The 26,797-nt window shown below is 44.8% G+C and carries 15 protein-coding genes and 1 pseudogene; 12 read left to right on the top strand and 4 right to left on the bottom strand.

Annotated elements, in window-relative coordinates; genetic code table 11:
- Positions 1-57: 57 nt before the first annotated feature.
- Positions 58-1,728, top strand: a complete 1,671-nt coding sequence (locus FCL47_RS20135) for a DUF4082 domain-containing protein (protein WP_136815519.1) — start codon at positions 58-60, stop codon at positions 1,726-1,728.
- A gap of 237 nt (positions 1,729-1,965) precedes the next feature.
- Here FCL47_RS20135 and FCL47_RS25210 read toward each other — a convergent pair.
- Positions 1,966-2,286, bottom strand: a pseudogene (locus tag FCL47_RS25210) (hypothetical protein); the annotation flags it as partial.
- Between the two features lie 43 nt (positions 2,287-2,329).
- On the bottom strand, positions 2,330-2,506 hold the full coding sequence (locus FCL47_RS24470) for a hypothetical protein (RefSeq protein WP_153306384.1): 177 nt from the start codon (positions 2,504-2,506) through the stop codon (positions 2,330-2,332).
- A gap of 514 nt (positions 2,507-3,020) precedes the next feature.
- Here FCL47_RS24470 and FCL47_RS20130 point away from each other — a divergent pair.
- The 4 genes from FCL47_RS20130 (at position 3,021) to FCL47_RS20115 (ending at position 15,374) form a co-directional block, all read left to right on the top strand.
- Positions 3,021-3,974 carry a radical SAM protein gene (locus FCL47_RS20130; protein ID WP_136815518.1) on the top strand — a complete coding sequence of 318 codons (954 nt, stop codon included), beginning with the start codon at positions 3,021-3,023 and terminating at the stop codon, positions 3,972-3,974.
- Between the two features lie 941 nt (positions 3,975-4,915).
- Positions 4,916-7,111, top strand: a complete 2,196-nt coding sequence (locus tag FCL47_RS20125) for a DUF4082 domain-containing protein (RefSeq protein ID WP_136815517.1) — start codon at positions 4,916-4,918, stop codon at positions 7,109-7,111.
- 898 nt (positions 7,112-8,009) lie between these two features.
- The gene (locus FCL47_RS20120; protein ID WP_136815516.1) at positions 8,010-13,571 is read left to right on the top strand and encodes an S-layer family protein; all 5,562 of its coding nucleotides are present in this window, start codon (positions 8,010-8,012) and stop codon (positions 13,569-13,571) included.
- Between the two features lie 267 nt (positions 13,572-13,838).
- Positions 13,839-15,374 carry a glycosyltransferase family 39 protein gene (locus FCL47_RS20115; RefSeq protein WP_136815515.1) on the top strand — a complete coding sequence of 512 codons (1,536 nt, stop codon included), beginning with the start codon at positions 13,839-13,841 and terminating at the stop codon, positions 15,372-15,374.
- Between the two features lie 61 nt (positions 15,375-15,435).
- On the opposite strand, the gene FCL47_RS20110 is transcribed toward FCL47_RS20115, so the two are convergent.
- A complete protein-coding gene (locus tag FCL47_RS20110) occupies positions 15,436-16,389 on the bottom strand; it encodes a glycosyltransferase family 2 protein (protein ID WP_136815514.1) in 954 nt (317 codons plus the stop codon).
- A 55-nt stretch (positions 16,390-16,444) separates the two neighbouring features.
- Positions 16,445-17,944 carry an oligosaccharide flippase family protein gene (locus tag FCL47_RS20105; RefSeq protein WP_136815513.1) on the bottom strand — a complete coding sequence of 500 codons (1,500 nt, stop codon included), beginning with the start codon at positions 17,942-17,944 and terminating at the stop codon, positions 16,445-16,447.
- A gap of 588 nt (positions 17,945-18,532) precedes the next feature.
- Here FCL47_RS20105 and wecB point away from each other — a divergent pair.
- The 7 genes from wecB (at position 18,533) to FCL47_RS20070 (ending at position 26,626) form a co-directional block, all read left to right on the top strand.
- Complete coding sequence (wecB, locus tag FCL47_RS20100) at positions 18,533-19,636, top strand: non-hydrolyzing UDP-N-acetylglucosamine 2-epimerase (protein WP_136815512.1); 1,104 nt, start codon at positions 18,533-18,535, stop codon at positions 19,634-19,636.
- A 47-nt stretch (positions 19,637-19,683) separates the two neighbouring features.
- Positions 19,684-20,853 (top strand): DegT/DnrJ/EryC1/StrS aminotransferase family protein, encoded by a 1,170-nt coding sequence (locus FCL47_RS20095; protein WP_136815511.1) that lies wholly within the window; start codon positions 19,684-19,686, stop codon positions 20,851-20,853.
- 18 nt (positions 20,854-20,871) lie between these two features.
- Positions 20,872-22,518 carry a Gfo/Idh/MocA family oxidoreductase gene (locus tag FCL47_RS25485; protein ID WP_136815510.1) on the top strand — a complete coding sequence of 549 codons (1,647 nt, stop codon included), beginning with the start codon at positions 20,872-20,874 and terminating at the stop codon, positions 22,516-22,518.
- An 89-nt stretch (positions 22,519-22,607) separates the two neighbouring features.
- A complete protein-coding gene (locus FCL47_RS20085; protein ID WP_136815509.1) occupies positions 22,608-23,609 on the top strand; it encodes an NAD(P)-dependent oxidoreductase in 1,002 nt (333 codons plus the stop codon).
- Positions 23,610-23,807: 198 nt separating this feature from the next.
- The gene (locus tag FCL47_RS20080) at positions 23,808-25,136 is read left to right on the top strand and encodes an NAD(P)/FAD-dependent oxidoreductase (protein ID WP_136815508.1); all 1,329 of its coding nucleotides are present in this window, start codon (positions 23,808-23,810) and stop codon (positions 25,134-25,136) included.
- A complete protein-coding gene (locus tag FCL47_RS20075; RefSeq protein WP_136815507.1) occupies positions 25,124-26,248 on the top strand; it encodes a glycosyltransferase family 2 protein in 1,125 nt (374 codons plus the stop codon). The genes FCL47_RS20080 and FCL47_RS20075 overlap by 13 nt, the downstream gene beginning before the upstream one ends.
- A 9-nt stretch (positions 26,249-26,257) precedes the next feature.
- Complete coding sequence (locus tag FCL47_RS20070) at positions 26,258-26,626, top strand: EamA family transporter (RefSeq protein ID WP_136815506.1); 369 nt, start codon at positions 26,258-26,260, stop codon at positions 26,624-26,626.
- Positions 26,627-26,797 lie beyond the last annotated feature (171 nt).

Below are 26,797 nucleotides of genomic sequence, written 5' to 3'. Positions count from 1 at the left end.
TCTGAGAAGGAAGAGATTTATTTACTTCGCTCAATTAGCAATTTTACGGGTTAAAAAATGAAAAACAAACTGCTATTTCTTTTACTTACACTATTAATCGCTCCTACCAGTTTAATTGCTGCTGAGACGTGCACCGTGGATATAGAATTTTCCTTCACGGCCCCAGACTATCTGGCAAACCAGCTTGTCGGCTATAAATTGTACAAGGAAAACGTCCAGGTGTGTGCAACAAACGACCCAAACGTATCGAAAATATCCTGCCAATTTCCCTCAGAAGCGGGTTCATTCGATTTCTCTCTCACAGCATATTATGCCAACGGTGCAGAAAGCCCGCCATCGCCATCTTTTCCATTTACCATAGCATCAGTGACTGGAACACCTACTCCGGCCCCAACCTCGTCGACATCACCGATTGCAATACTCTCTTCCTCAACGGCCGCAGGCAATGCCCCGTTGAAGGTGACCTTTGATGGGACGTCTTCCACAACTCCCAATTGGCGGATAGTGAGTTACGATTGGAGTTTTGGAGACGGTTCCCAAGCTACTGGAGCAACCACATCCCACACCTTCACGACTGCAGGAACATATTATACCCAACTCACCGTTGTCGATAACAGGGGTCTGTCTAATAAAGTCAGCACCCCCATTGTCGTGATTGGATCTGCCCCCGCAAACCAAAACCCGATTGACGTAACAGGAGACAACACGACCCTTCCTAAACCCAGTGCAGGTAACGTAGCCGATATGACCAGTATCTGGGATGAAATGGTCATTCCTACGATTCTTACTGCTAATGATACCAGTGCTGTGGAGTTAGGAATGAAGTTCCAAAGTTCGGTAGACGGATACATTACGGGAATTCGTTTCTACAAAGGGCCAGGCAACACCGGTATTCACCTCGGAAATTTATGGACTGCGAGCGGGAAGTTACTGGCCAGCGTGACTTTTGCCAACGAGACCGCCTCCGGGTGGCAGTACCAGGCATTTCCAGAGCCAGTGGCAATCACGGCCAACACGACCTATGTGTCATCCTACCACACTAATACGGGATATTATTCGTATGATGCAGGCTATTTTAATGGCTCCGGTTTTGACAAACCTCTCCTGAGGGCTTTGACCAATAGTGAAAGTGGCGGCAATGGTGTCTATCTTTACGGAGCAGGTGGATTTCCTAATCAAACCTGGAATGCCACTAATTACTGGGTTGATGTTACGTTCACAACCACTTTGCCGGTAGCTACTACCTCGGCCCAACTGTGGGACGATTCCTATATCCCGGCGACCTTATCTGCTGCTGATACCGGTGCGGTGGAGTTGGGCGTTAAGTTTAAGAGCAGTATTGACGGATTTATTACCGCCCTTCGGTTTTACAAGGCAGCAGAAAATACGGGTACTCATGTGGGTAACCTGTGGAGCGCCCGTGGCAGTTTGCTGGCCAGTGTAATTTTTACCAACGAGACTCGTTCAGGTTGGCAAGAGATGAGCCTGCCCACACCGGTTCCTATCTCCGCCAACACCACATATGTAGCATCATATCACACCAATGTAGGGCACTACTCGGTTGACACAGGCTATTTTGATGGTTCCGGTTTTGATAACCCGCTCCTGCGAGCATTGACCGATAGTGAAAGTGGCGGCAATGGTGTCTATCTTTATGGAAATAGTGGATTTCCTAATCAAACCTGGAATGCCTCTAATTACTGGGTTGATGTGGTGTTCACCCCTTAGACCAGGGTTCTGCCAGCAATGGAAGACTGGGGTGCCGGGTATATATTTTCCCGTCTATAACAAACGTTCATATTAAGGAATATTCTAGATTGAGAAAAAAGAAGGCAAGTAATTGAAAATCTAATCAAAACTCCCAGTAAAACCAAAATCGAAGTCTTGTCGGACTATAACCACTATACCGATGAGACCGGGGTTTTACTGGGACCAGTTAGGCTAAATCTTTATCACGCCATTATCCTAATTAGTATTTCCTTTCAATAAAATATTTACATCTAAGTCAAATCGAGATCGATCGAATTTTTTCCAGCGATAAATTACGGGAGCAAAATTCATTTCGTCGATTCCGTTAAGAATACGCTCTCGTAATTCTGCCTTTAATGCCCCCCGAATATACCTCAAAAATGATCGAACCATTTGAGAGAATGCTGTTTTGACCAAATTCAACCATGATCCACGCTTGCGAGTATGAACATATAACAACCTGCCTGGCCTGGATCCGAGAAATTCCATGGTTTCTTTTGAAACGTGGGTTGAGTGGTCATCGAGCACTATGCGTATAAATACAATCAGGGCTCACGACTCCGATGGTTCCAGACCGTTTTTAAAGAGTTGTGTAGTAGCAAAGATCCAGTGCTTTAGATATTTTGTATATGGAATATCTCCTGACGAGCGATACGGCCGAATCCCAAAGCTGCTCAGGGATCGGTTTACGGTCTTGCTTCTTTTTACGCCAGGCTGCAAACTTCGTTTTAACTTCGGCAAGTATCAGATGTTCCATCGATCGTCTCCTCCTGAAATTGCTTGAAGGACAGCTATTGTAGCGGGTGGAGGTTATGAGTTCATGGCAGGCTTGCCGAAAACACACGAACATTTAATCGGGCAATATGATGAAAAAGCATAGAGGGTAATGGAGTATCTTGGGCTATTTCAAGTGCAAGAACAGAAGCGAGGACCACTTCCATCACCGAAGAAAAGCGAAAAGAGTTTTTGAGCGAGTCTTATGATGACGACCGGCCGGAGTATGAAGAGCCTGCTATCGATGTACAGACACCTTGATTGTCGGCTACGAAGTAGCGTTGCCCAAAAAAGGTTAATTCTGTAATTTTCGCAAGGAAATTCCCTATAAGACCGATTTTGAAGAATGTTCTTTGTTGTTATGGTCAGCAAAAGAAGTTGCAAAATCTAACATTAAAAGATAGCTTGAAGCGACTGCGATTGACAAATTTTGACTGGAGGCCCATTTTTTTTGGGTAGCTTTAGATACCAACTACTTATCGCCAAAAAGCATAATCATGAAAGCCGTCAGGGATAAACTCACCATCCAGATCGAAATCACCAATGACTGTCACAATGAGTGCGCCAATTGCACGCGATTTATCGGACACCATAAGAAACCCTACTACATGGATCTGGAAACGATCGAAAAAGCCATTGACTCTCTGAAAGGCTATCCGCACAGTATCGGCATCATGGGCGGTGAACCGACCAAGCACCCACAATTTGAAGAGATCTGCAAACTCCTGCAAAAAAAGGTGCCTAAGGAACAACGCGATATTCATACCGCTGGCTATAAGTGGGATAAGTATAAAGCGATTATCAAGAAAACTTTTGGATCGGCCGTACATGTGAACAAGCACCTAAATGCTTACCAGAAACATCATCCCATGTTGGTGGCGGTAAAGGATGTGGTGCCAGACCGGACGCTTGCCGCGCGCCTGATTGATAATTGTTGGGTTGATCAGAGATGGAGTGCGTCGATTAATCCGCAGGGATGCTTTTCCTGTGAGATTGCCGCAGCGCTGGATATCCTGTTTGATGGGCCTGGAGGAAAGCCTATTGAGGAGGGATGGTGGAACAAGGATCCTGATTTTTTCTCGGATCAAACCGATCGATATTGTTACTTGTGTGGCGCTGTCGTTCCCTTCATAAATCCGCTGGTCAAAGACCAAACCGATTATGCCTCCGCCAGCAATTACAATCGCCTGAAAGCGCTACAAACACCACGTTTTGTCAGAAACCGTGTCCAACTATTTGAAGACCGCTATGATGAAGCACGCATTGGATCGCTTCTTAATCAGTGGAAACCCTGGGACCATAAGGGCGATGGCGAAACAAAATTGAGCTGTTACGATCTCTTTGGACCGATTGGTGGTTTTGTCGAAAAATACGACCGGATCATCCGACAAAAAATAAGATATAAAATCAGCCACATTAAAGAAATCAGTTTCACCGGTGGCCATCGTTAGTATTCCGGTTCATTAATATATATACAATTAAGTCAAATCAAGATCGAATTTTTTCCAGCGATAAATTACGGGAGCAGAATTAAAATCAGGTGCAATATTTTTTAATGGCTTGAACCCTTAGTTTTTCATCAACTGAGATCGCAATGATTGAGGGGTGAGAATTGCTTATTTGGTCATTTTGTAAATTTACTTCCAGATAACCCATGAGCACTTCATGCATTTTTTACTGAAAATCGAGTTCACGCCGCTCAAGCTAGTATTCTATTTTGTGTGGTTTTAGGAATCAGCACTCAAAATTCGCCAGATTATTGCCTTTACAGCTTTAGCCAAACAACTATGGCCTGCTTCCGGTCCTTGTGTGCGAGCATATTTTACCAGCTCTTTAAATGTCCATAGTTCCGTTGCCAGTATATGATTTCAAAATCCATCACCAGGATGTCAGTATGACTCAACCTCCATGCGATAGAAAATCTTCTATCCCCTTCTCCACGATCTTGAGCTTCACAAAACGATACATTATCATTTTTGCAATAACCGACATCGGCCCACACAATATCGACCTTTCCTAGAGTTATCCGATATTGGTTTTAACCCTCAATGCCTGCAGGGCATGGATAATTTTTCACCTCCGGTTCAGCCCCCAACAGTTATTAGTGAACGAGACGTAGCACATCGAACAACAACCGCTTCAATTACAATTCCGTAACAATCCTTACACAAAGAAACGCCAATTCTCAGGGGAACCCCCGACATCCTTGCGGTTGCCAACCAGCTTAACATATTAATACTTAAGACATTTACCTCAATTACTTTCACTAGCGAGAATGCTGGCACATTTTGTGCTCTAGCTTTACACAGAGTGTCTCAGTCACCTCGCCTCATCATGGATGTAACAGAAGGGGCGTGCGATTATTAAATGTTTATCTAAGGTCGTCAAAATTATGAAGAATAAACCACTGTTTTTTTTACTTCTCCTGCTTCTCTTCCCGACCATTTCCATAGGTGCTGAGATGCGCATGCTGGACGTTGAGTTTTCCTTCACAGCCCCAGACTATCTGGCGAACCAGCTTGTTGGCTACAAACTGTACAAGGAAAAAGTTGAGGTGTGCGCAACGACTGATCCAAGTGTATCGAAAATATCCTGCGCATTTCCCTCAGATGCGGGCTCATTCAATTTCTCCCTCACAGCATATTACGCCAACGGTACAGAAAGCCCGGCATCGCCGTCTTTTCCATTTATCATACCAGCAGTACCTGTAATACCCGCTCCGGAACCAACCTCGCCGACACCACCGATTGCGGTAGTCTCATCCTCAACGGCCGCCGGTTATGCCCCTTTGAACGTAACCTTTAACGGGACGTCCTCGACCTCTTCCAATACATCAATAGTGAGTTACAACTGGACATTCGGAGACGGATCCCAGGCTACCGGCCAGACGACGTCTCATACTTTTACAGCCGCAGGAACATATTCTGCCACTCTCACTGTTATTGACAATAAAGGGCTTTCCAGTAGTATAAGTACTCCCATCATCGTGATCGAAACAGCCCCCGCAAACAAAATACCCACAGCTGCCATATCAACCAGCCAGCCCCAGGAGACAACACCTCTGGTCGTTTCTTTTGATGCTTCGCAATCATCCGACCCCGATGGATCTATCGTCTCCTACATCTGGAATTTCGGAGATGGTACAACAGGAAACGGTCGGGCAGTTCAGCACACTTACCCGATTGCAAATACCTATATTGTCTCCCTCCAGGTAACCGATGACAAAGGGGCGACAGCCAGCACAACTAAGACCATTGAATGCCAGCCTGCTGTCACCAATAAGAACTTCAATATTGAGGTCGGCACCGTAAGCATCGACCAGGAATGGGTCAAAGTACTCTTCAAGAACAGTTTCAGCGAACCTGTCGTTGTTGCCAGTCCACCTACGGTAAACGGCACCGATCCGGCCCTGGTACGTATTCGCAATATCGACAAGGAAGGTTTTGAAATCCGTATTCAAGAATGGGACTACCTGGACGGATCTCATGCACCGGAAACCGTCAGCTATATTGTACTAGAAAAAGGAACATATACCCTCGAAAACGGAATCAAGGTAGAATCAGGCAGTTTTACCGGAACCACTTCCTTCCAGAAGGTTACCTTGAAACAAACCTATAACGACACCCCGGTCATTCTGACCCAGATCATGTCGGATAAAGGAACCGATGCAATAACCAACAGGGTGCAAAATATCAATAAACTCTCATTTAGTCATAAGATACAAGAACAGGAATCGACCCAAAGTAAACACCCTGAAGCGGAAACCATCGGCTACATCGCCTGGGAACCCGGCCAGGGTGAAGTGTACGGCCTCCTGTATGAAGCCGGCATCACGACCAGAAGCGTCGATCAAAATTGGTTCAATCTCTCTTTCCAGACTGCATTTCCGGATCTGCCATTCTTTTTCGCCAGTATGCAGTCCACCTATGGTGGTGACACCGCGGCAGTACGCACACAAAAGATGTCGCAGACTGCAACCCAGATAAAAATTGAAGAAGAACGGTCAAAGGATTCAGAAACAAACCATACCACTGAAGTTATAGGGTACTTCACCATCAGTGCTGATGGCGCAGCCGATATGCCAGGTAATGACGGCGTAACCAATATGACCAGTATCTGGGATGAAACGGTCACTCCTGCGATTCTTACTGCTAATGATACCAGTTCTGTGGAGTTAGGGATGAAGTTCCAAAGTTCGGTAGACGGATACATTACGGGAATTCGTTTCTACAAAGGGCCAGGCAACACCGGTATTCACCTCGGAAATTTATGGACTGCGAGCGGGAAGTTACTGGCCAGCGTGACCTTTGCCAACGAGACCGCCTCCGGGTGGCAGTACCAAGCGTTTTCAGTGCCAGTGGCAATCATGGCTAACACGACCTATGTAGCTTCCTATCACACAAATACGGGGTTCTACTCGTTTGACGTAGGCTATTTTAATGGCTCCGGTTTTGAGAAACCTCTCCTGAGGGCTTTGACCAATAGTGAAAGTGGCGGCAATGGTGTCTATCTTTATGGAAATGGTGGATTTCCTAATCAAACCTGGAATGCCTCTAATTACTGGGTTGATGTGGTGTTCACCCCTTAGGCCAGGGTCCTGAAGCAATGGAAGACTGGGGTGCCGGGTATGTATTTCCCCGACGAGTACAAACGATCATATTTAAAAATATTCTGAGATTAAAAAGAAGAACGCCAAGCCGCTGAAAGTCTACTCAAAACTCCCAGTAAAACCAAAACCCCAGTCTTGTCGGATTTTAACCACCATACCGACTAGACTGGGGTTTTGGTTTTACTGGGACCACTTCTTTGTTCCCACCTCGACAATCCCCTTTTATCAAAGGTATTTGCGTACAAGCCCCAAGTAAAAGTCTCCGAGCCATCGATATTTGCCAGCAGGAATCCACAATTTTATTGCGATTTCCAAGTATACACCATTGATACGGAAGATCCTGCCTCCACCTCCGGAAGATTGCCAGAGTTGATGGTAGAGTCAAGCAGCACCGTTAAATACCTAATCTACTCGTTCACTGAGTTGTTGCTTCCATGCTGTAATCTGGAGATGCCCATCAAAACGCTGAGCCATTGCCACTTTGGCCTTGGATTCTGCTGAATTATTTAATACCACTCACATTGACAAAGAGGGCAATCATAACATATTTAAACTAAATCACTTTTCAATTTCCGTTTTTAAGAATAATTTTCAGTTTTCCGGAATCACATTCCCATGTTTTTTGGGACATTGCTTTAATCTGGCAAGATTATTTGATCTGGCACCCATCTAACTGCTTAATTGTCAATGACATTATGCAAATTGAAGAAAAATTGATGATTCGATTAAATTTGGCCTGAAATATGCAACATTAGCCTGTAAATCAATGAACAGTTGATCTATAGCTCAAAATTGGTGATGACCACAGAAGCAGATACTCCTACAGGATACAGGGGGGTTACACATACCCTTGAAAAACATATAATACGAGGATAACATGCTTATATTTAATAAAAATATCAGTTATACACTTCAACACTATCTGTTGAATTCCAATTACAACTGGAAAGAGAAAAGACGTAAACCTCTAATAAGGACAGTGAAGCTTGCCTTTTTAATAATTTGCTGCCTTTCTTCAATCGTACTTTTTCCAGTAATAAGAACTGCGGAAAGTAGTATTCTTACGGTTGCGGTCCTGATCGACTCAACCAATGTAAACGGGTACAATCCGGATCCGTTAAATCCTGGTGAATTCCAAAGATATCCTGAAAGGTATCTTGAACATTTGCAAGTCCCTTATGAAATTATTGATATATCTGCAACGGCACCTCCGACAGATTTAGCCGATCGCCATTTGATTTTGGTCGGACATAAAAATGTTTTTTTGTCCACTGCCTGGCAAAATGCAATTGCCTCTGCGGTGGCAGCAGGTTCAGGTTTAGTAAACCTTGACTGGGATCAGAGTATTGGCGCAAAACCTTATATTCAAGAAATTTTCGGGAGCAACGGCTCTTTTGTCGGCACTCCAGCATCATCGATCACTGTGCCCTTGTCTGTCACCCCAAATGGCACCAACCCACATTACATAGCCGGTTTACAACAAAAATTCATGGGCGATCCTGCTGGAGACATCGTCTATTCTTTCCATGAAGATGCTAATAGATTAATTCAAACATCAGCAGCAACAGTTCTGAACGGAGGGCCAGGGACTGTAATTGCCTACCTCGGTTCAGATCCACTAATCACTGCAACTCATTACGGCCAGGGGCGAGCGGTTCAGTTTGGCACGCTTGAATATTTAAAGGCGGATCGTTTCGGATTTTTAATGGGAGTGGATGACCTCTTCTGGCGGAGTCTGGTCTGGGCTGCCCGCAAACCTTTTGTAATTCGAGGTTATCCCAGATTATGGTCATTCCAAATGGACGATCAAGTTTTGGATTGGGCCTATCGCATCCCGGATTTGTATAACACCGACTTAACCGGTCAAGTCACCGCCAACGGAGTTGGTGGACCGTGGAAGCCTACCGGCTTTATTATGCCGGATTGGATGCCTTCAGAAGAACGGGCTTCGGTTATTACCGATATCCAAAACAGTCTGCTGCAGATATCACCGCATTCATTTGGTCACATTGACTATGGGAACCTGTACTGGGACGGTAGCAACGGTGGACTTACCGACGCACAATGGCAAGCCAATCTCTCGAGTGTTCTGGCATGGAAACAACAGGGCACTGCCAGCACAGATCAACCGATTCCCTCGTTCTCCAGATCACTTGTCGGTCATTTCTGGGACCTGAGTGACAATATTGGTTATGATGCGTGGCATTCGCTGGGGTTCAGATATGTCACCACTATAATAAGACCGGGCTTTCAAAATCCCTGGTTCGATCCCACCTTTTACGGAGGAGCCGAACGACTCAGTCCTCGTCCCTTCTGGTTGTACGAGAAACCACCTAAAGTAACCCAGGATGAGGACTATCCGTTTTTCTTTGCCGATGACCTGGTAATAAATAGTCGTGCCGGCCTCCCGTCTCAGACCTTTTATCTGTTCTCTACCCAGTATCATGACGACAACCTTTTTAGTCGTCCGGATATTGCCTGGCCAAACGCCTATGGCACTAATAATTTTGGTGTTGCAGACAGCGTTGATATGTTTACGCGGGCCACGTGGCGCTTCTGGTCTTCCCTTGCACCTTTTCAGGTTTACACTCACGATGGCAGCAACTATGCCGATTCTTCGGTACAGGATCGTAGACAGGTTATCCAGCAAACGTCCAACTGGTTGAATCAGAACGGGGTTCACCATGTATTCATGGAACAAATGGGCGATTATATCTATGCCCGGAACAAGTCGATGTTGAACTCGATCACCTTTGATAACAGTCAACTGACCTACAATTTCAGCGGCAACACCACAACCGCTGACGGGGCTCCGGTGAATACCCAGGTTCTGGTCTTTCCCGATCAGCAATCAGAAGGTGCTTATGTGACTATTCCCGCCTTCACCGGTGGGACAACCCTCACCCTTCCCATAATCCCCTCCCCGCCAACTATTTCGGGTATTACTCCCGGACAGGGTACCTCTAATGGGGGTACTCCATTTACCATCAGCGGTAGCAATTTTACCGTTGACGGTGAATTAAATGTCAGTGACGTATTGGTTGGCAGCAATCCCGCCCTTGCCATTACGGTTGTGGATGCCAATACCATAACCGCGACTACACCTCCAGGACCAACTGGTGGTGCCACCGTTACCGTGGTAAGCGATACCGGATCAGCTGTACTTGAAAACGGGTTTACCTATATTGGACCACCTGTCGTTTCCTCTCTAAGTCCTAGCGCCGGGTCGGAGGCGGGTGGTACTTTAGTTACCATTACCGGCCAGGGATTCGAGGCAGGAAGCACAGTGTTGTTTGCCGGGACTGCGGCTTTGTCAGTCTCTTATGTAAATAGTAATAGACTGGACGTGGTTACCCCTGCCGGCTCCGCAGGTTTCGTCAACATAACGCTGACTAATTCGGTTGGCAGCGCCTCATATAACAACGGTTTTCAGTATATCGCATCCGGTAGTCTGCTGTTCTCCGATGATTTCACTTCCGGCACCGCTTCAGGTTGGGCAATTTCCCCACTGGGCAGGGCAGCAGGATGGGATGTTGTCAATGGTATATACAGCTATGACGGCTCAGGGCATACCCAATCCTATTCAGGAGACAGCAGCTGGGGTGACTACACGTTAGACGTGAAATTTCGTTTAGCCAATCTTAACAACTATCCCGGCGGGATTCGCGGCAGGGTAAACAGTACCACGGGGGCCAGTTACGCCGTCTGGCTCTATCCGGCCTCCGGACAAATTGTTCTCTGGAAAGCAACAGCCTGGTTCATTGATAATCCGGGTCTCACTCAGCTTGGCCAAGCATCTGGAATCACATTCGATACTACGGCATTCCACTTGCTTAGAATGGCTTTTAATGGCAACCAGATCACAGTTTATTACGATGGCGCACCTATTATCACAACAACTGATTCAAGCTACACCAATGGATTGATTGCTCTAGATGTAGAAAACCAGCCAATTGAGTTCGATGATGTCGTTGTAACCTTTGGCGGTGCTCCAGCACCTCCACAATTGACGGGAATTGTTGCAACACCATCCTCCGTCAGCTTGAGCCAACGGTTGGAAACACGTCAGCTTCAGGTAAGTGGACAATACAGCGATGGGAGCACGAGCGATCTGACTTCCAATGCAGCAACAATATATCAAACCAGTAATGCAAACATCGCCAATGTTGATGCCGGCGGACTGATCACTGCTTTCCAGGATGGCTTCATATCAGTTACAGTTCAAAATGGCACATTTACAACAACGGTGCCGGTAACAGTTCAAATTGCCCCGATCGCCCCCCTGATCACCAGTGTGAGCCCATCATTCGGTGCCACCAGTGGTGGCACTGCGGTAGAGATCATCGGTACAGGTTTCACCCCTCTTTCCACCGTAAGCATAGGGGGAGCGGCAGCTTCCGGTGTTATCGTCAATAATGCCAATTCTATCACGGCCATCACTCCTCCGGGTGTAGAGGGTCCGGCATTGGTCTCAGTCACCACCGAAACCGGAACAAACACTTTGGATGGAGGATTCCGTTTCATCGCCTCAGGCAGTTTTGCTTTTGCCGATGACTTCAACGACGGCAACGCGTCGGGGTGGAACATTTCTCCGCTCGGACATGCGACCGGCTGGAGCGTGGCTTCAGGCAGTTACAATTACAATGGAGGAGGACATACCCAGTCCTATACGGGCGATGCCACCTGGACAGATTATACGCTGGATGTCAAATTCAAGCTGACATCGCTCAGTAACTACCCTGGCGGCATTCGTGCCCGTGTCAATCCGAATACTGGTGCATCCTATGCGGTATGGCTATATCCTGCCAACCGATCGGTAATACTTTGGAAAACAACTGCATGGAATATAGACAGTCCGGGCCTGACCCAACTCGGCACCGCTGGAAATGTTAACTTTGACAACGTCAGTTACCATCAACTGCGCATGGTTGTTGTTGGCAATCAAATAGAAATTTTTCTCGATGAGGCTCTGCTGATATCTGCTACAGACGCATCTTTTAGCAATGGCCTGGTGGCATTGGATGTCTCCAACCAACCCATACAATTCGATGATGTCGTGGTAACATTAGGCCAACCCGTACAACCGCAGCTCACTAGCCTAAGCATAGCCCCCTCCACCATTACTATGACGCAATTGGGCCAAGTGCAGCAGTTAACGGTGACCGGGCTCTTCTCCGATGGATCAAGCCAACCTCTGTCGAATGATCCAAACACCCAATATTCGTCTGGAAATCCGAATGTGGTCGTGACGGATACCGCTGGCCGACTTACCGCTGTTGCCAACGGTAACACATCAATAACGGTTGCGAACGGAACGGTAGTTGCTCAGGTACCTGTCACTGTGGCTATTATACCGAGCCAACCGCAGCTCACTAGCCTAAGCATAGCCCCCTCCACCATTACTATGACACAACTGGGCCAAGTGCAGCAGTTAACGGTAACCGGGCTCTTCTCCGATGGATCAAGCCAACCTCTGTCGAATGATCCAAACACCCAATATTCGTCTGGAAATCCGAATGTGGTCGTGACGGATACCGCTGGCAGGCTTACCGCTGTTGCCAACGGCAGCACATCGATAACGGTTGCGAACGGAACGGTAGTTGCTCAGGTACCTGTCACCGTGGCTATTATACCGATCCAACCCGAAATACTTGGCGTCAATCCTGCTTTTGGTCCAACGGGAGGTGGTACGAATGTCGAAATTTCAGGCAGTGGTTTCACCTCCGGGAGCGTCGTCACGGTCGGAGGGGTACTTGCAGGCAATATTTCTGTGATTGATTCGAACACAATCAGGATCGTCACACCTGCCGGACTTGCCGGATCTTCCGATATTTTGATAACGACTTCCTTTGGTCAAGCAACATTGACCAACGGATTCCTTTACGTGGCTACTGGAACAACTTCTTTCAGCGATGACTTTTCAGACGGCAACGCGTCGGGGTGGAACATCTCTCCGCTCGGCCATGCGACCGGCTGGAGCGTGGCTTCAGGCAGCTACCTATACAATGGAGGAGGTCATACTCAATCCTACACAGGCGACGCCAGTTGGCAGAATTATACGCTGGACGTGAGTATTCAGCTTAAGTCGCTCAAAAACTACCCCGGAGGTATCCGTGGACGTATAAACCCGGCAACCGGAGAGGGATACGCAGTCTGGCTCTATCCGGCCAACGGACAGATTATCCTTTGGCGGGTATCGGCGTGGAATGTTGACTCCCCCGGGTTAACGCAACTGGCCGTTGCCAGCGGGATTAACTTCACTGCCGGTGTGCAATACAATTTTAGAATGAGTTTTTCAAATGATCTGATCGAAGTGTACGTAGACAATCAATTGGTCATCAGTGCATCGGACAATACGTATGGTAGCGGGCTGATAGCTTTGGATGTTTCAAATCAACCAATCAGTTTCGATAATATTTCGGTGACATTGGCACCGTAATCGAACTAAAGTTACAACTGAACTTTTTTCCTGACCTACTCTGCCGGGAGGACAGAATTTCTGCCCTCCCGGTATTTTTATGTTGATATTAATTTCACTGATGATTGGTGATGAAATTGATCTATCTCATTTTCGACTATTGCCCTGATACAAACAGCAATCAACCTTTCAGTCGAGTGCTGACTCAAGTGTTTGGTGCAGTGGTATGCATACACACACTCAGTCTCAAACTGTTTTGCCATTAATCGAGTCAGAATAGACAGAACTATGCCTCCAAAGATTTCCATTAGACATCTGACCATAATCGGTGTGTTTCTGATCAGCCAACTCCTGCTGACACTCTATTTGTCTTTTACTCTAAATATATGGGTGGACGAATATTTTTCCCTTTATGCCACAAGCGGTACATTTTCAAAAGCCATCCATCAATCGATCCATTTTGATTTCCAGCCACCACTTTACTACTTACTGTTAACACTGTGGCGACACATCAACAATTCGATTTTTTTCGCCCGTTTGCTATCTGTGGTGTGTGTCGCGATCGGCACATTCATTTTTTATCGGCTCTCCTGCCGCTTATGGAATCGAAACAAGGTATTATTTCTTTTCCCGGTTGTTGCTTTTAACCCATACCTGATCTGGGCTGCTTGCGAGATACGTTTATATGCTCTGTTATTGCTGGAGTGTGCCCTTCTGATGCTCACTTTTTATGAAGGGTTTCTAAATGACAGCAGACAGACCCATAAATCTTTCCGATTATTTTTCTTTTGTTGTTCCCTTACCGCCCTCTATACTCAATATTATGCAGGATTCTTTCTTCTAGCCGCCGGATTTACGTTATTAGTGCTCCGACGTTGGCGCGAAATGTGGATATTTGCTTCAGGTATGCTGGTGGTCGGCGTTCTATTTCTGCCGATGGTAGGCTCATTGTTAAGTCAATTGGGTGACGTCAATCATACTGCCGCAACTGCCGCCGTTTCGCGAGAAATTGTTGCGAGCACAAAACATATTGACTGGATGCTTCAAGGCCTTCTGATTCCTGACATCGGATCGAAGTTCTGGGCAAACATCAAAAACTGGTACACCTGGGTTATGATTATCTACCTGGTCTTCCTGGTCGTACGCCACAGATCCCGCATCATCACTCTGCCGAATATCTATATTGCATCACTTATCGCAATTCTGAGTGGCTCTTTCATCCTTATCTCATATCGACTCGGCTTATTCTATACTCAACAGCGTCACCTTGCCATTCTGGTCTTTCCGCTTCTTGGGGTTTGGCTAGCACTTTTTTGCTCGGCTAAACAAAAATGGATTGCATGGTCATTTCTGTATGTTTCTTTGGCAGCCTACTGCAATTTTTATATTTATAATTACATCCCTCCGGTCAAAAATGGAGATTGGGAGCGAGTTGCCAAATATGTTATGAAATCAGGTTATCATGACGCACCAGTGCTCATCTTTCGAAATGAAGGCGCACTCCCATTCTCAACCTACTATCAACCTGCAGCCAACATCATCCCTATTCCAAATGCAACAAGCCTTGATCGCTTTGACGTTCGAACATCCATAATCAAGAGCGATAAAATATTAGTCAATATAATAGAGAAAATAGGCAATTCATCAAAGCCATTCTGGTTGCTGACGTATGCAACTGGAGCTTGGCTTGGAACCGATATCGGTTCACACATAGTAGAGCAATTTGTAAAAAATCAATGTAAGACACTAGAAGAAAAACAATTCGTCGGCACCAAAGTACGCCTTCTTCAATATATCAGTCTGCGTACCGGCGAAGATCGTTGATGTTAAATGCCTCATTGGCGGCATTCGGATTCAGTTTCACCTCACGAGCATTTAGAATCATTCAGTTACCTCTTTCCTTATGCAGCCTCAATGTCATCATAAAGGTACGGATAAAGTTTTTTGTCGATGTTTGTAATCTCCTAAAACTCAGATCAGAGCACAGCGCACGAAACTCATCCCGTACAGCCTGTGCATACCTGCCTTGATTAGCTTGAAGTCGCGAGATAGAGGACCAGCAGTTACCTATGTATTCATCCAATAATTTGATAGCTCTGGGGTTTTTCTCTTCTTTGCGTAACATACTGCGAGAAGCAATTCCTTCTGTAAGCATTAAGAGTGAGTTACTTGTCATATTGTCGCCATGAAACCTTCGCAACATACCAATATTATTGATTATACCAGTTTTTGTGTTTCTCGCCAACATGTAGTAAAAATGAAAATCTTCACAAGCATTCAATGTCGTTTCAAAACCATTGACAATTTCAAGAAGCTCTCTTCTAAACATTAATGATCCTGTAATTCCAAAGTTTTCTAGAATCAAATAGATACAGGAATTTGCCATGACAATCTCATCTCTATCATTCAACACCTTTTGAAACTTCGGGCATGATCGGAAATGAGACTCCTCAAATAGCCCTTTTTCATTAAAATTTATATAATCGCTAAAGACCAGACCAACTTCGGGATGTCTTTTTAGAAAATCGACTTGGAGTCTAATGCGGTCGGGTGGCATCAGGTCGTCAGCGTCCATGAAGCAGATTAATATACCTTGGCTATAATCGATTCCTTTGTTACGTGGGACTGCAGCTCCTCCACTATTAGGTTGGTAGCAATAATGAACTTTGGAAGCGAATCGTGTAACTACTTCGGATGTCTGGTCCGTCGAACCATCGTCAACTACTATGATTTCCAAATTTTTATAAGTTTGATTAGTAATGCTCCTTATCGTTTCCTCTATATAACTCGCTGCATTATAAGCAGGTATAATCACTGATACCAATGGATCACTGTTCACAGCCTTGACTCCTGATGATCTGAGAGAATCGGTCTAAGTCCGGGAATGGTACAATTTAACGTTTGATTACCATGCTCAGGAGCAGGTTTCTTTCCTCTCTTGAAAAGGAAATAAACGGGATGAAGACTGTATAGACAGTACCTGCAACAGCACAAACTATAATTATATTTATATAATTTTCAGAGGACAACCATGAACGAGATGCCCAATAGGTAATCACAAGATAACATATGGAACAAAATACCGTTTGTCCAATGTTGGAAAGGTATTTTTCTATGGGAAGCCCTATCTGTCGGCATGCATACACAGGAATAAAAACACGCGCCAACACCATAGGAACGGCTGTGCCCAATGCAACTCCATAGATCCCATAATAACGTACGAGAATAAGACTCAAAAAGAGGTTCACTGATCCTTCTACTGTATTCAGTATGGCAAGAAATCGATGGCGACTTATTGCATAAAGCAAATTATCCAGTGGATTCACTATGATTTCTAACATCATTGCTATCATTAAAATCATTAGAACAGGATAAGCGTCTGCGTACCCCGCACCCATCCACCTGGCTATGAACGCTTTCCCAACTATAATAATTAAACCGCCACCGAAAACAGATAAAATAGTGTTGATGCGAGTGACAAACAACATTTTCTCCTGAATTGCAGCAATATCTCCTCGAGCATGATACTTGGCGAACACCGGCGTCATAATGTTAGTGGCTTTGTATACCAGATTGAGAAAGTATTCGACTAATTGTGCACCAATGAAATAATGGGTAACCGCCGTTGCTGACAAAATGCCGGCGATTACAAACGAATCAACTCGAAAACGCATCTGGTTGGCAATTTGTATTACAAGTGCCCATACGCTGTAAGAAAACAATTTTTTTGCATCCGATTTTCTTACAAACTTAAAATTTATCCGCATTTCCCGAAATAGATATTTGGAAATGAAAAAGAAAAGGATATTACTGAGTTGAGTTGTGAGAAATGTTATAAGGGCTAACGCGAGCAAGCCATATCCATGGCTGAGAAAAAACAAGATTGACAAAGTACTTAGACTAAATGATAAAAAATTAGCATATGTCTGAAGGTCATACCGCAGATAGGCCTGAATGATTCCGGCGAAGGCCTTAAAGGGGAATTCAATGGCCATATTGATGCCCATTATTGCTATAACATAACGTATTAGCAGCAAGTCTTCAGGTTTCGTTACGAACAATGAAGCAAATATCACTGTGCCCCCTGTTATCATGAGGATGAGCAGAGCGATAAGACTATAAATTACCAATGAAGTATTTATAATTGCATTGGCCTGCTCGTACTCCTCTTTCTCTATATGGGTTGTGACATAACGAGTAACTGCACTGGCCAAGCCAAAATCGAGTAGATAATAATATCCGGCAAAGCTGCCCAGGATCACCCATATACCATACCAATGGTCGCCAAGTTGCCGCACAACAAAAGGCATCATGAAGAAGGCAACAATGATATTGACAACAAGAAAGAGAGTTCTTACGACTGAGCTGACAAAAAGTGTCCGAGTAGTATTCATTTTTCGCCGATTAAATTCTATGTAGCAGTTCAAGCTCGACCTGACTGTTGCCGTTTTTTCAAGTTGTAACTGTCTGGTGCGAATCAAGCACTCCGGCAATCAAAACTTCTCATACCCGCACCTGCTCATTTTTGAGCATTTGAAAATATTGTTTGTCAATAAATTTGACCTAATGCTTTGGGAACTATGTTACAAGGTGAGGTATGGTTATGCCTTCTTAAAGCAGGCTTATTAGAAATCAAAAGAGTATACATGAAAGAAATCTTTCAGCACTTTTTATTTTAAGAGACGGCTGACAAAGAGAAATCATCGACTTCTAACCTGCTGGTGTTTTGTAGATATTATTGTGCTGTAGCTGAGTTAAAATCCGCAGGGGAACTGAATCTAGTCCACGGTTTGACTCAGGGGCAACAGAAATGGTGCCGAAAGAAGTGCCGGATCCGAGTCACAGATAAGTGGTCGACATTACCCTTTTTACACAATATACTTAGTTGACTGTTAATTTTTGTCATTAAAACAATTATTGCGCTGGGTTCTTTGAACGTTTTTTTGTAAGAGAACAGGTAAGAATCGAGAAAAAGAGAATAAATGAAAATAGTCACAATCATTGGGGCACGCCCTCAATTTATTAAAGCCGCGATGGTCAGCCGTGAGCTTGTAAAGTGCAAAAAAGGTGCTGGGGCTCCATGCAACCAGGAGATCGTGGTTCACACCGGACAGCACTACGATTACAACATGAGCAAGGTTTTTTTCGAAGAACTGGCCATTCCGGAACCAGATCACCATTTGGGAGTAGGATCCGGGAGTCACGGACACATGACAGGGCAGATGATTGCCAAAATCGAGGATGTGCTGTTCGACGAGAAACCAGACTTGGTCTTGGTTTACGGCGATACGAACTCAACACTTGCAGGGGCGATAGCCGCTTCCAAGCTCCATATTCCAGTAGCCCACGTGGAGGCTGGTTTAAGGAGCTTCAACAGACGTATGCCGGAAGAAATAAACCGAGTATTGACTGACCATGTTTCCAAACTATTGTTTGCGCCAACAGGAACCGCAATCACAAACCTTGCCAGAGAGGGTATAACAGATGGTGTAATACAAACCGGTGATGTTATGCTGGATGCCTTTATGCACTTTAAAACCAAAGCGGCAATTGATTCTCAAATTCTTGATACTTTGGGCATAACGGCCGGCAGCTATTACCTTGCAACGGTACATCGCCAGGAAAATACGGATGACCCGCACAGACTCGCCGGCATCTTCAGCGCATTTGAAGAAATTTCCAACAATGGTCATCCTGTTATTGTGCCGCTGCATCCGCGAACACGTAAGTCTTTACAACAAAATGACATCAGTGTCGCTCAAGGATCAAACGTGAGACTGGTGGAAGCCGTGGGCTATCTTGATATGATACAACTTGAGGCAAATGCGACCTTGATATGCACAGATTCGGGAGGGGTCCAAAAGGAGGCCTATTTCGCCAATGTCCCCTGTATTACACTTCGCGATGAGACCGAATGGGTTGAAACAGTTGATGCCGGCGCGAACTTTTTGACCGACACCGACAAACAATCCATCTTCAACGCTTTCAAACAAGCCAGTTGCACTAGTATTAAATTAGATCCAGCCCTTTACGGTAACGGTCACGCGGCAGAAATAATTGTGGATAGTCTCACAGAAAGTCTTTGAAGTCCTATTAAAATTTCTTAACCATCGATAGGGGTATTTTCAAAAAAATGATCACAAAATTTAATGACCTTGAATGTCAACAAAGGCGAATCCGGTCTCAGCTGGAAAAAAACATTTTAGCCGTTCTCGATCACGGTAAATATATCATGGGACCGGAAATCGAGATCCTGGAGAAACAGCTGGCCGATTTCACTGGAGTTAAAAACGCTATTTCATGTGCCTCGGGAACCGATGCCCTTCTTCTATCGTTGATGGCGCAGGGGATAGGCCCGGGAGACATAGTCTTTACCTCCCCGTTCACTTTCATTGCCACTGCCGAAGTTATTCAGTTGCTAGGTGCAGTACCGGTTTTTGTCGACATTGATCCGACCACTTTCAACATAGATCCGGGCAAACTACTAAAAGCAATCAGCGCCATAACAACCGGTGAATCATCGGGACATCCCTTGCCGCAAGGGCTATCGAAGAACTGCAAACCTAAAGCGGTCATAGCCGTAGATCTCTTTGGATTACCCGCAGACTACATGGCAATCAATCGAATTGCTCAGGACCATAACCTGTTCGTTATTGAGGATGCGGCCCAATCTTTTGGAGCTGAGTACCAAGGCAAAAAAGCCTGTTCCCTGGCAAATGTCGGCTGCACTTCCTTTTTCCCGGCAAAACCTCTGGGATGCTATGGTGATGGAGGGATGTGCTTTACCAACGACGACGAAATGGCTGCTGTCATTGAATCAATTCGTGTACACGGGAAAGGCACCGATAAATATGACAACATCCGCATTGGTATTAATGGTCGTTTAGACACCATACAGGCAGCTGTATTACTTGCAAAAATGTCGATTTTTGCAGAAGATATCGAATTGCGTCAGCAAGTCGCCCGTAGATATCAAAAGCTGTTTTCAGGAATAGATAGCTTAACGATTCCTCAAGAGCCGGCCGATTGCAAATCGGTTTGGGCCCAATTTTCTATACTTGCACGAGATACGGAACAGCGTGATCATATTCAGAAAGAATTAAACAAGATGGACATTCCCACCGCTATCTATTATCCAAAACCACTTCATCAGCAGAAGGCATTCGCCCACCTTGGCTACCAGAAAGGTAGTTTCCCTGCAAGTGAAGATGCAGCCGGACGGATTCTCAGTTTGCCCATGCACCCTTATTTGGAAGCTTCTCAACAAGAGTTGATTACTGAAAGCATTTCATTAGCTATATAGCGAAGCGAGGAAACAAATATGACCACATTATCCAAACAACAAATACCATCAATCGCCGTTATCGGAGCCGGATACTGGGGTAAGAATCTTGTACGTAATTTTCACCAACTCGGATCGTTGAAATTGATCTATGACAAAAGTGAGACCGTACTTCGTTCCCTTAAGGAACAATATGGTGATATAGACACCTGTATTTCCCTGAGCCATGTCCTTGAGCGCAAAGATATCGAAGGTGTGGTGATTTCAACGCCGGCGGAAACTCATTTCTATGTTGCACGAGAAGCGCTGCTTGCCGGCAAGCATGTTTTTGTTGAGAAGCCGTTGGTCTTAAATGAAACGGAAGGTCTTGAATTAATTAATATTGCAAAAGAAACAAATCGTGTACTTATGGTCGGGCATCTTCTTCAATATCATCCCGTCTTCATCAAACTCAAAAATATGGTAATGTCCGGCGAACTTGGCCGGGTGCACTACATTTACTCCAATCGTCTCAATTTTGGCAAAATCCGTCGTGAAGAAAACATTCTCTGGTCGTTTGCGCCACACGATATTTCAATGATTCTCTCGTTATCAGGTGAAGTTCCTGAAAGCATTATGACTACCGGTGGATACTATTTACATCAACGAATCGCCGACGTCACGACAACCCATTTCGAATTTGCAAGTGGACTGCATGCCCACATCTTTGTTTCCTGGCTCCACCCATTTAAGGAGCAAAAACTCGTCGTGGTTGGGGAACAAAAGATGGCAGTATTCGATGATACCCGACCGTGGCCTGAAAAACTTCTTGTTTATCCCCACCATGTGCAATGGGTGAACGGACTTCCTGTCTCGGAAAAAGCCGAACCTGAACGAATAGATATAGTGCCGGATGAACCACTGCGTCGGGAGTGCATGCATTTTCTTGATTGTATTTCGACTGGACAGCATCCGACTACCGACGGTGAAGAAGGTCTCCGGGTTCTGCAAATCCTGAATGCCAGTCAGCACTCACTGGATAAACATGGCCAAAAAGTCAATCTTGCTGGTGAACTGATCTCAAAAGAGCCACAATCGCTGACCAACTCCAAAGATGAAAGTCCATCGCAAACCATCGAGGCAGATGTCTACATCCACGACACGGCTATCGTCGATAGGGGGGTCTCCATCGGCAGCGGGACAAAGATATGGCAGTTTTCACACGTCCTGACTGGATCGACACTTGGCAAACGATGCAATATCGGACAGAATGTAGTTATCGGACCTGATGTGCAAATAGGTGAAAAATGTAAAATTCAGAACAATGTCTCTGTTTATAAAGGTGTTACGCTGGAGGACGGGGCTTTTTGTGGACCTTCCATGGTTTTTACCAATATCATTAATCCGCGAGCCGAGATCTCCAAAATGAATCAAGTGCTGCCCACCCTTGTGAAAAAAGGAGCAACAATTGGTGCCAACGCTACCATCGTTTGCGGAACCACACTGGGTCGCTACAGCTTTGTTGGGGCCGGAGCTGTGGTTACACGAGATGTCCCGGATCACGCTCTGGTTGTCGGCAACCCCGCCAAAGTCATCGGTTGGGCCTGTGAATGCGGAGAGCGGCTGAGTGCGGACCTTGAGTGTGCTATTTGTGGGAAAAAATACCTACAGACAAAAGAAGGAATAACACCCGCAAAAATAGGCTGATAGATTGTTTCTTGTACATGAAAACAACCTTGGTTTTCATGGTACATTGTAATCCCAACAACATTCCATAACAAGAAGGATTGAAAATTATGAATCGTGTATTGATAACTGGCGTAGCAGGTATGATAGGGTCACATTTGCTGGATGCGCTTTTAGAGAAAAATACATACGATGTGATCGGTATTGACGACCTTTCATATGGGAAATTAGCCAATATCAACCATCATGTTAAAAGTCCTAATTTTAAGTTTTATAGAGTAAATGTAAGCGATTTCGAAACACTTAAAATTCTCACTCGAGATGTGGATACGATTGTTCACCTGGCAGCTGTGAAGAAAGTGGGTGAGGCTGATTCCAGCATGGACACGTTAAAGGTGAATGAGCGTGGTACTCAAAACATATTGGAAGCCGCACGCATGTGGGGTTGCAAAGTGTTTTTTGCTTCAACCTCAGATGTTTATGGGATGTCTCCGGACCTTCCTTTTCGTGAAGATGGCGATCTTTTGCTTGGGCCGAGCATGATTAAACGCTGGAGTTATTCAGTGTCAAAACTCTACAGTGAACAAATGGCATTCGCTTACTACAAAGATTACGGTGTTCCCATCGTGATAGTTCGTTATTTTGGCGGTTTCAGTCCGAGATCAAGTTTCTCATGGTCCGGCGGCCATATCCCGATTTTTGTTGATGCAATTTTAAATGATCGGGAAGTACCGATACATGGCGACGGCTCTCAATCCAGATCCATGGCCTATGTTGACGATTTGATAACCGGCTCAGTCCTTGCGATGGAAAATGAAAAGGCCATTGGAGAGATTTTTAACTTGGGAAATGACGAAGAGATGACAGTTCTCGATTCCGCCAAGCTTATTCACGAAGTGGCCGAGACGGGCAAAGAATTGAAGCTCAAATTTGTTCCCATGGAAGAAGTGTTCGGCAAAAAATACAAAGATATATTGCGCCGACGTCCGGACCTCAGCAAGGCAAAAAGATTTCTGGGTTATGAACCTAAGACGAATATGCGCGAAGCGATCAAAAAAATTATTGATCTTCGGCGCGAAGAATTGAAATCTTCCAGCAATCGGATTTCTTAAAAAGACCTTCATCATCCCGCAGGAAAGCTTACAAATGGTTTCCCTTTCGGGTTACGTTCGAAAACACATTGCAACGGGAAACGGTATCATTACAGTAACAGAAACACAAAAGGAAGGTTATGGTTTGGGTATTGGCAGGCAACCAGACATATATCCCGGATTTCTTTTAATGAGTTTTTATTTACATAGGAACAGTGCATGAAGGTTGCGGTGATCGGCGGGGGAATGATGGGGTTAGCCAGCGCATTTTACCTCTCGCAACAGAAATGTGAAGTAACTCTATTTGAAAAAGAGCAAGAGGTCGGTGGGTTATCGAAAGCTGAAGAATTCATCCCGGGACATCGATGGGATCGATATTATCATGTGATTTTATCGACCGACTCGGAGTTGCTAAGTTTTATCGATGAAATCGGATTGTCACTGGATGTTCATTTTACCGAGACAAAAACCGGATTCTTCACGAACGGTGAATTGCACTCAATGAGCACTACTTTAGAATTTATACAGTTCAAACCCTTGTCTCTCTGGCAAAAATTTCGCTTGGGTGCTGGAATTCTCTATGCTTCAAGAATCCATGATTCTTCCCGCTTGGAAAAGCTCTACGCAAAAAACTGGTTGATTACGGTTTTCGGCCGCCGTATTTACGAGAAAATTTGGGATCCGCTGCTGAGGTCTAAATTCGGAGATGCTAAAGACCAGGCCTCCGGCAGTTTTATCTGGTCGTGTATCACGCGGTATTATGGCACTCGAGAGAAAAGCTCCAAGAAAGAGATGATGGGAGTAGTTAAGGGAGGTTATTATTCGATCCTCAACAGAATAAAGAGCCAACTGATTGAACGAGGTGTTAAAATCCACCGGTCTAATTGTATTCGAAAAATTGTTGCGGGGGAAAACAAACAGATTACTTTGATTGATGCCCATGGCGACACCCACCACTTCGATAAGGTTTTATCCGCTGTACCGAGTCCGGAATTCATAAGTATCTGGCCCGATATACCCGATGATTATCGAGAGATGTTGTCGTCGGTGGATTATTTGCGATTAATCTGTGTCAATCTTGTGCTTAAAAAATCATTAAGCCCTTATTACGTGACAAACTTGACGGATCCTGGATTTCCTTTTACCGGATTCATCGATGCCACAAACATCATCCCTACCGAAACGCTCAACGGCAATGCCTTGATCTATCTGCCACGATATTTGCCTCCGGACGATCCCTATTACCACCGTTCCGATGCTGAGGTGCTGGCCGATTTTCTTACCGGCGTTAGACGAATTTTTCCAACGTTCTCTGAGTCCGACATCCTTTCCTCATCGATCCATCGCGAACAATATGTTCAACCGATTCAAAAAATAAATTATTCCAAATCGATACCCAGTATAACAACGCCAATTGATAATCTTTTTATAGTCAATACCACAATGATCGTCAATTCGACACTCAATAACAATCAGGTAATTATGCTGGCCAGAAAAGCGTCCGACTTAATTGCTAACCCAAAAAGAGATAATTCATGTCTCCCATAGACAGTTTGAAAACGAATCACCACAAAATCCCTTCAACAGATGCTGAACCTTCCCGAAAGCCTTTGGTCAGCGTTATTGTACCGGGGTACAACGAAGCTGCAATCATCGAAAAAAGCCTTGCAGTCCTCCACAACTATCTGGTCACCAATGAAAATCGATTTGACTGGGAGCTTCTGGTTATAAACGACGGCAGCACAGATAATACGGGGGAATTAGCCGAAAATTTCGCAAGCCAGCATTCCAACGTACGGGTGCTGCACCATTTCGTGAATTATAATTTAGGCCAGGCCTTGAGATATGCGTTCAACGAATGTCGTGGAGATTATGTGGTCACTTTGGATATAGATCTCAGTTACGCTCCCGAACATATCGGAAACATGTTCGATGCCATAGTACGGCAACAGGCTAAAATCGTCATTGCCTCACCCTATATGAAAGGCGGAAAAGTTGCCAATGTACCCTGGTTGAGAAAGTTTCTCAGTATAAATGCCAATCGATTTCTGTCTATGACTGCAAAAGGAGATTTGGCAACTCTGACCGGCATGGTGCGAATATACGACGGTACATTTCTCAGAAATCTGAGCCTGAAATCAATGGATGTTTCTATCCATGCAGAAATTCTCTATAAAGCGATGGTACTTGGTGCTCGTATTGTCGAGATTCCCGGCACCCTCGACTGGAACCCGAGCAACGACCCCAATTTTAATAGATCTTCCAGCATGAAGATCGGTAGAAGTATCTTTGCCTATTTGTTTTCCGGTTTTATGTTTAAGCCATTCATTTTTTTCATTCTTCCAGGTCTTTTCTTTGCAGTGCTGTCTTGCTATTCTACATTTTGGGTTTTTGCCCATACTATTGAAAACCTTCCTCTCGTTCATCACCTCGGCAGCTCTTTTGCCACCCGGTTCTCTGCGGCTGTCGCTCAAGCCTTTCAACAAGCTCCCCATACATTCATCATTTCCGGGATGGCTCTTATGCTGGCCATCCAGCTGATCAGCTTAGGCATTCTTGCACTCCAGGGTAAAAGCTATTTTGAGGAATTGTTTTATTTAGGAACTGATATTTATAAAGCAAAGAGACATCCGAACAACACATCGACAAAAAAGGATTAAGGATCAAATATGAAATCGATATCTATTCTCAGTATTTTGACCAGTATTTTTATGGGAGCTATTGGACAAATTTGGATAAAAAAGGGTTTGAATAGTCTTGTTGATCTTAATTTCACAACAGGAATCATCACTTCATATCTCAAGATTTTTCTCACACCCTACGTCGTTTTAGGGCTTACTGTTTATGCTTTGGGTGTGTTTTTTTGGCTCTACGGACTTTCGAAGGTACCTCTTAGTTTTGCTTTTCCATTTGTTAGCCTAAGCTATGTGTTGGTATTTTTGTTGAGTGGATATTATCTTGGAGAACAGATTACAATGCTTAGATGGACAGGGCTGGCAACTATCTGTGTAGGGGTTCTGATTGTGAGTATGAGCTAAGAAATACAAACATCTTCGAGACAATGAAATAACTATCGTTGTAATCGCCTCATTAATCATGATATCTTCTATGTGGGATTCATAACTGTTCTCCTGTTTTTTTCTGCCAATAAATGCGTAACAGGTTCAATCGCGAAACTCTATTATTCTAATATGTTGTAATTGACATTT

The sequence above is a fragment of the Desulfopila sp. IMCC35006 genome (assembly GCF_005116645.1).
Taxonomy (GTDB): domain Bacteria; phylum Desulfobacterota; class Desulfobulbia; order Desulfobulbales; family Desulfocapsaceae; genus Desulforhopalus_A.
This window is presented reverse-complemented; position numbering and strand designations above follow the sequence as displayed.

Coding starts and splice junctions, on each gene's coding strand:
- FCL47_RS20085 (WP_136815509.1), top strand. CDS start 22,608: ATGAATCGTGTATTGATAACTGGCGTAGCAGGTATGATAGGGTCACAT.
- FCL47_RS24470 (WP_153306384.1), bottom strand. CDS start 2,506: ATGGAACATCTGATACTTGCCGAAGTTAAAACGAAGTTTGCAGCCTGG.
- FCL47_RS20120 (WP_136815516.1), top strand. CDS start 8,010: ATGCTTATATTTAATAAAAATATCAGTTATACACTTCAACACTATCTG.
- FCL47_RS20105 (WP_136815513.1), bottom strand. CDS start 17,944: ATGAATACTACTCGGACACTTTTTGTCAGCTCAGTCGTAAGAACTCTC.
- wecB (WP_136815512.1), top strand. CDS start 18,533: ATGAAAATAGTCACAATCATTGGGGCACGCCCTCAATTTATTAAAGCC.
- FCL47_RS20125 (WP_136815517.1), top strand. CDS start 4,916: ATGAAGAATAAACCACTGTTTTTTTTACTTCTCCTGCTTCTCTTCCCG.
- FCL47_RS20115 (WP_136815515.1), top strand. CDS start 13,839: ATGCCTCCAAAGATTTCCATTAGACATCTGACCATAATCGGTGTGTTT.
- FCL47_RS20070 (WP_136815506.1), top strand. CDS start 26,258: ATGAAATCGATATCTATTCTCAGTATTTTGACCAGTATTTTTATGGGA.
- FCL47_RS20095 (WP_136815511.1), top strand. CDS start 19,684: ATGATCACAAAATTTAATGACCTTGAATGTCAACAAAGGCGAATCCGG.
- FCL47_RS25485 (WP_136815510.1), top strand. CDS start 20,872: ATGACCACATTATCCAAACAACAAATACCATCAATCGCCGTTATCGGA.
- FCL47_RS20080 (WP_136815508.1), top strand. CDS start 23,808: ATGAAGGTTGCGGTGATCGGCGGGGGAATGATGGGGTTAGCCAGCGCA.
- FCL47_RS20135 (WP_136815519.1), top strand. CDS start 58: ATGAAAAACAAACTGCTATTTCTTTTACTTACACTATTAATCGCTCCT.
- FCL47_RS20075 (WP_136815507.1), top strand. CDS start 25,124: ATGTCTCCCATAGACAGTTTGAAAACGAATCACCACAAAATCCCTTCA.
- FCL47_RS20130 (WP_136815518.1), top strand. CDS start 3,021: ATGAAAGCCGTCAGGGATAAACTCACCATCCAGATCGAAATCACCAAT.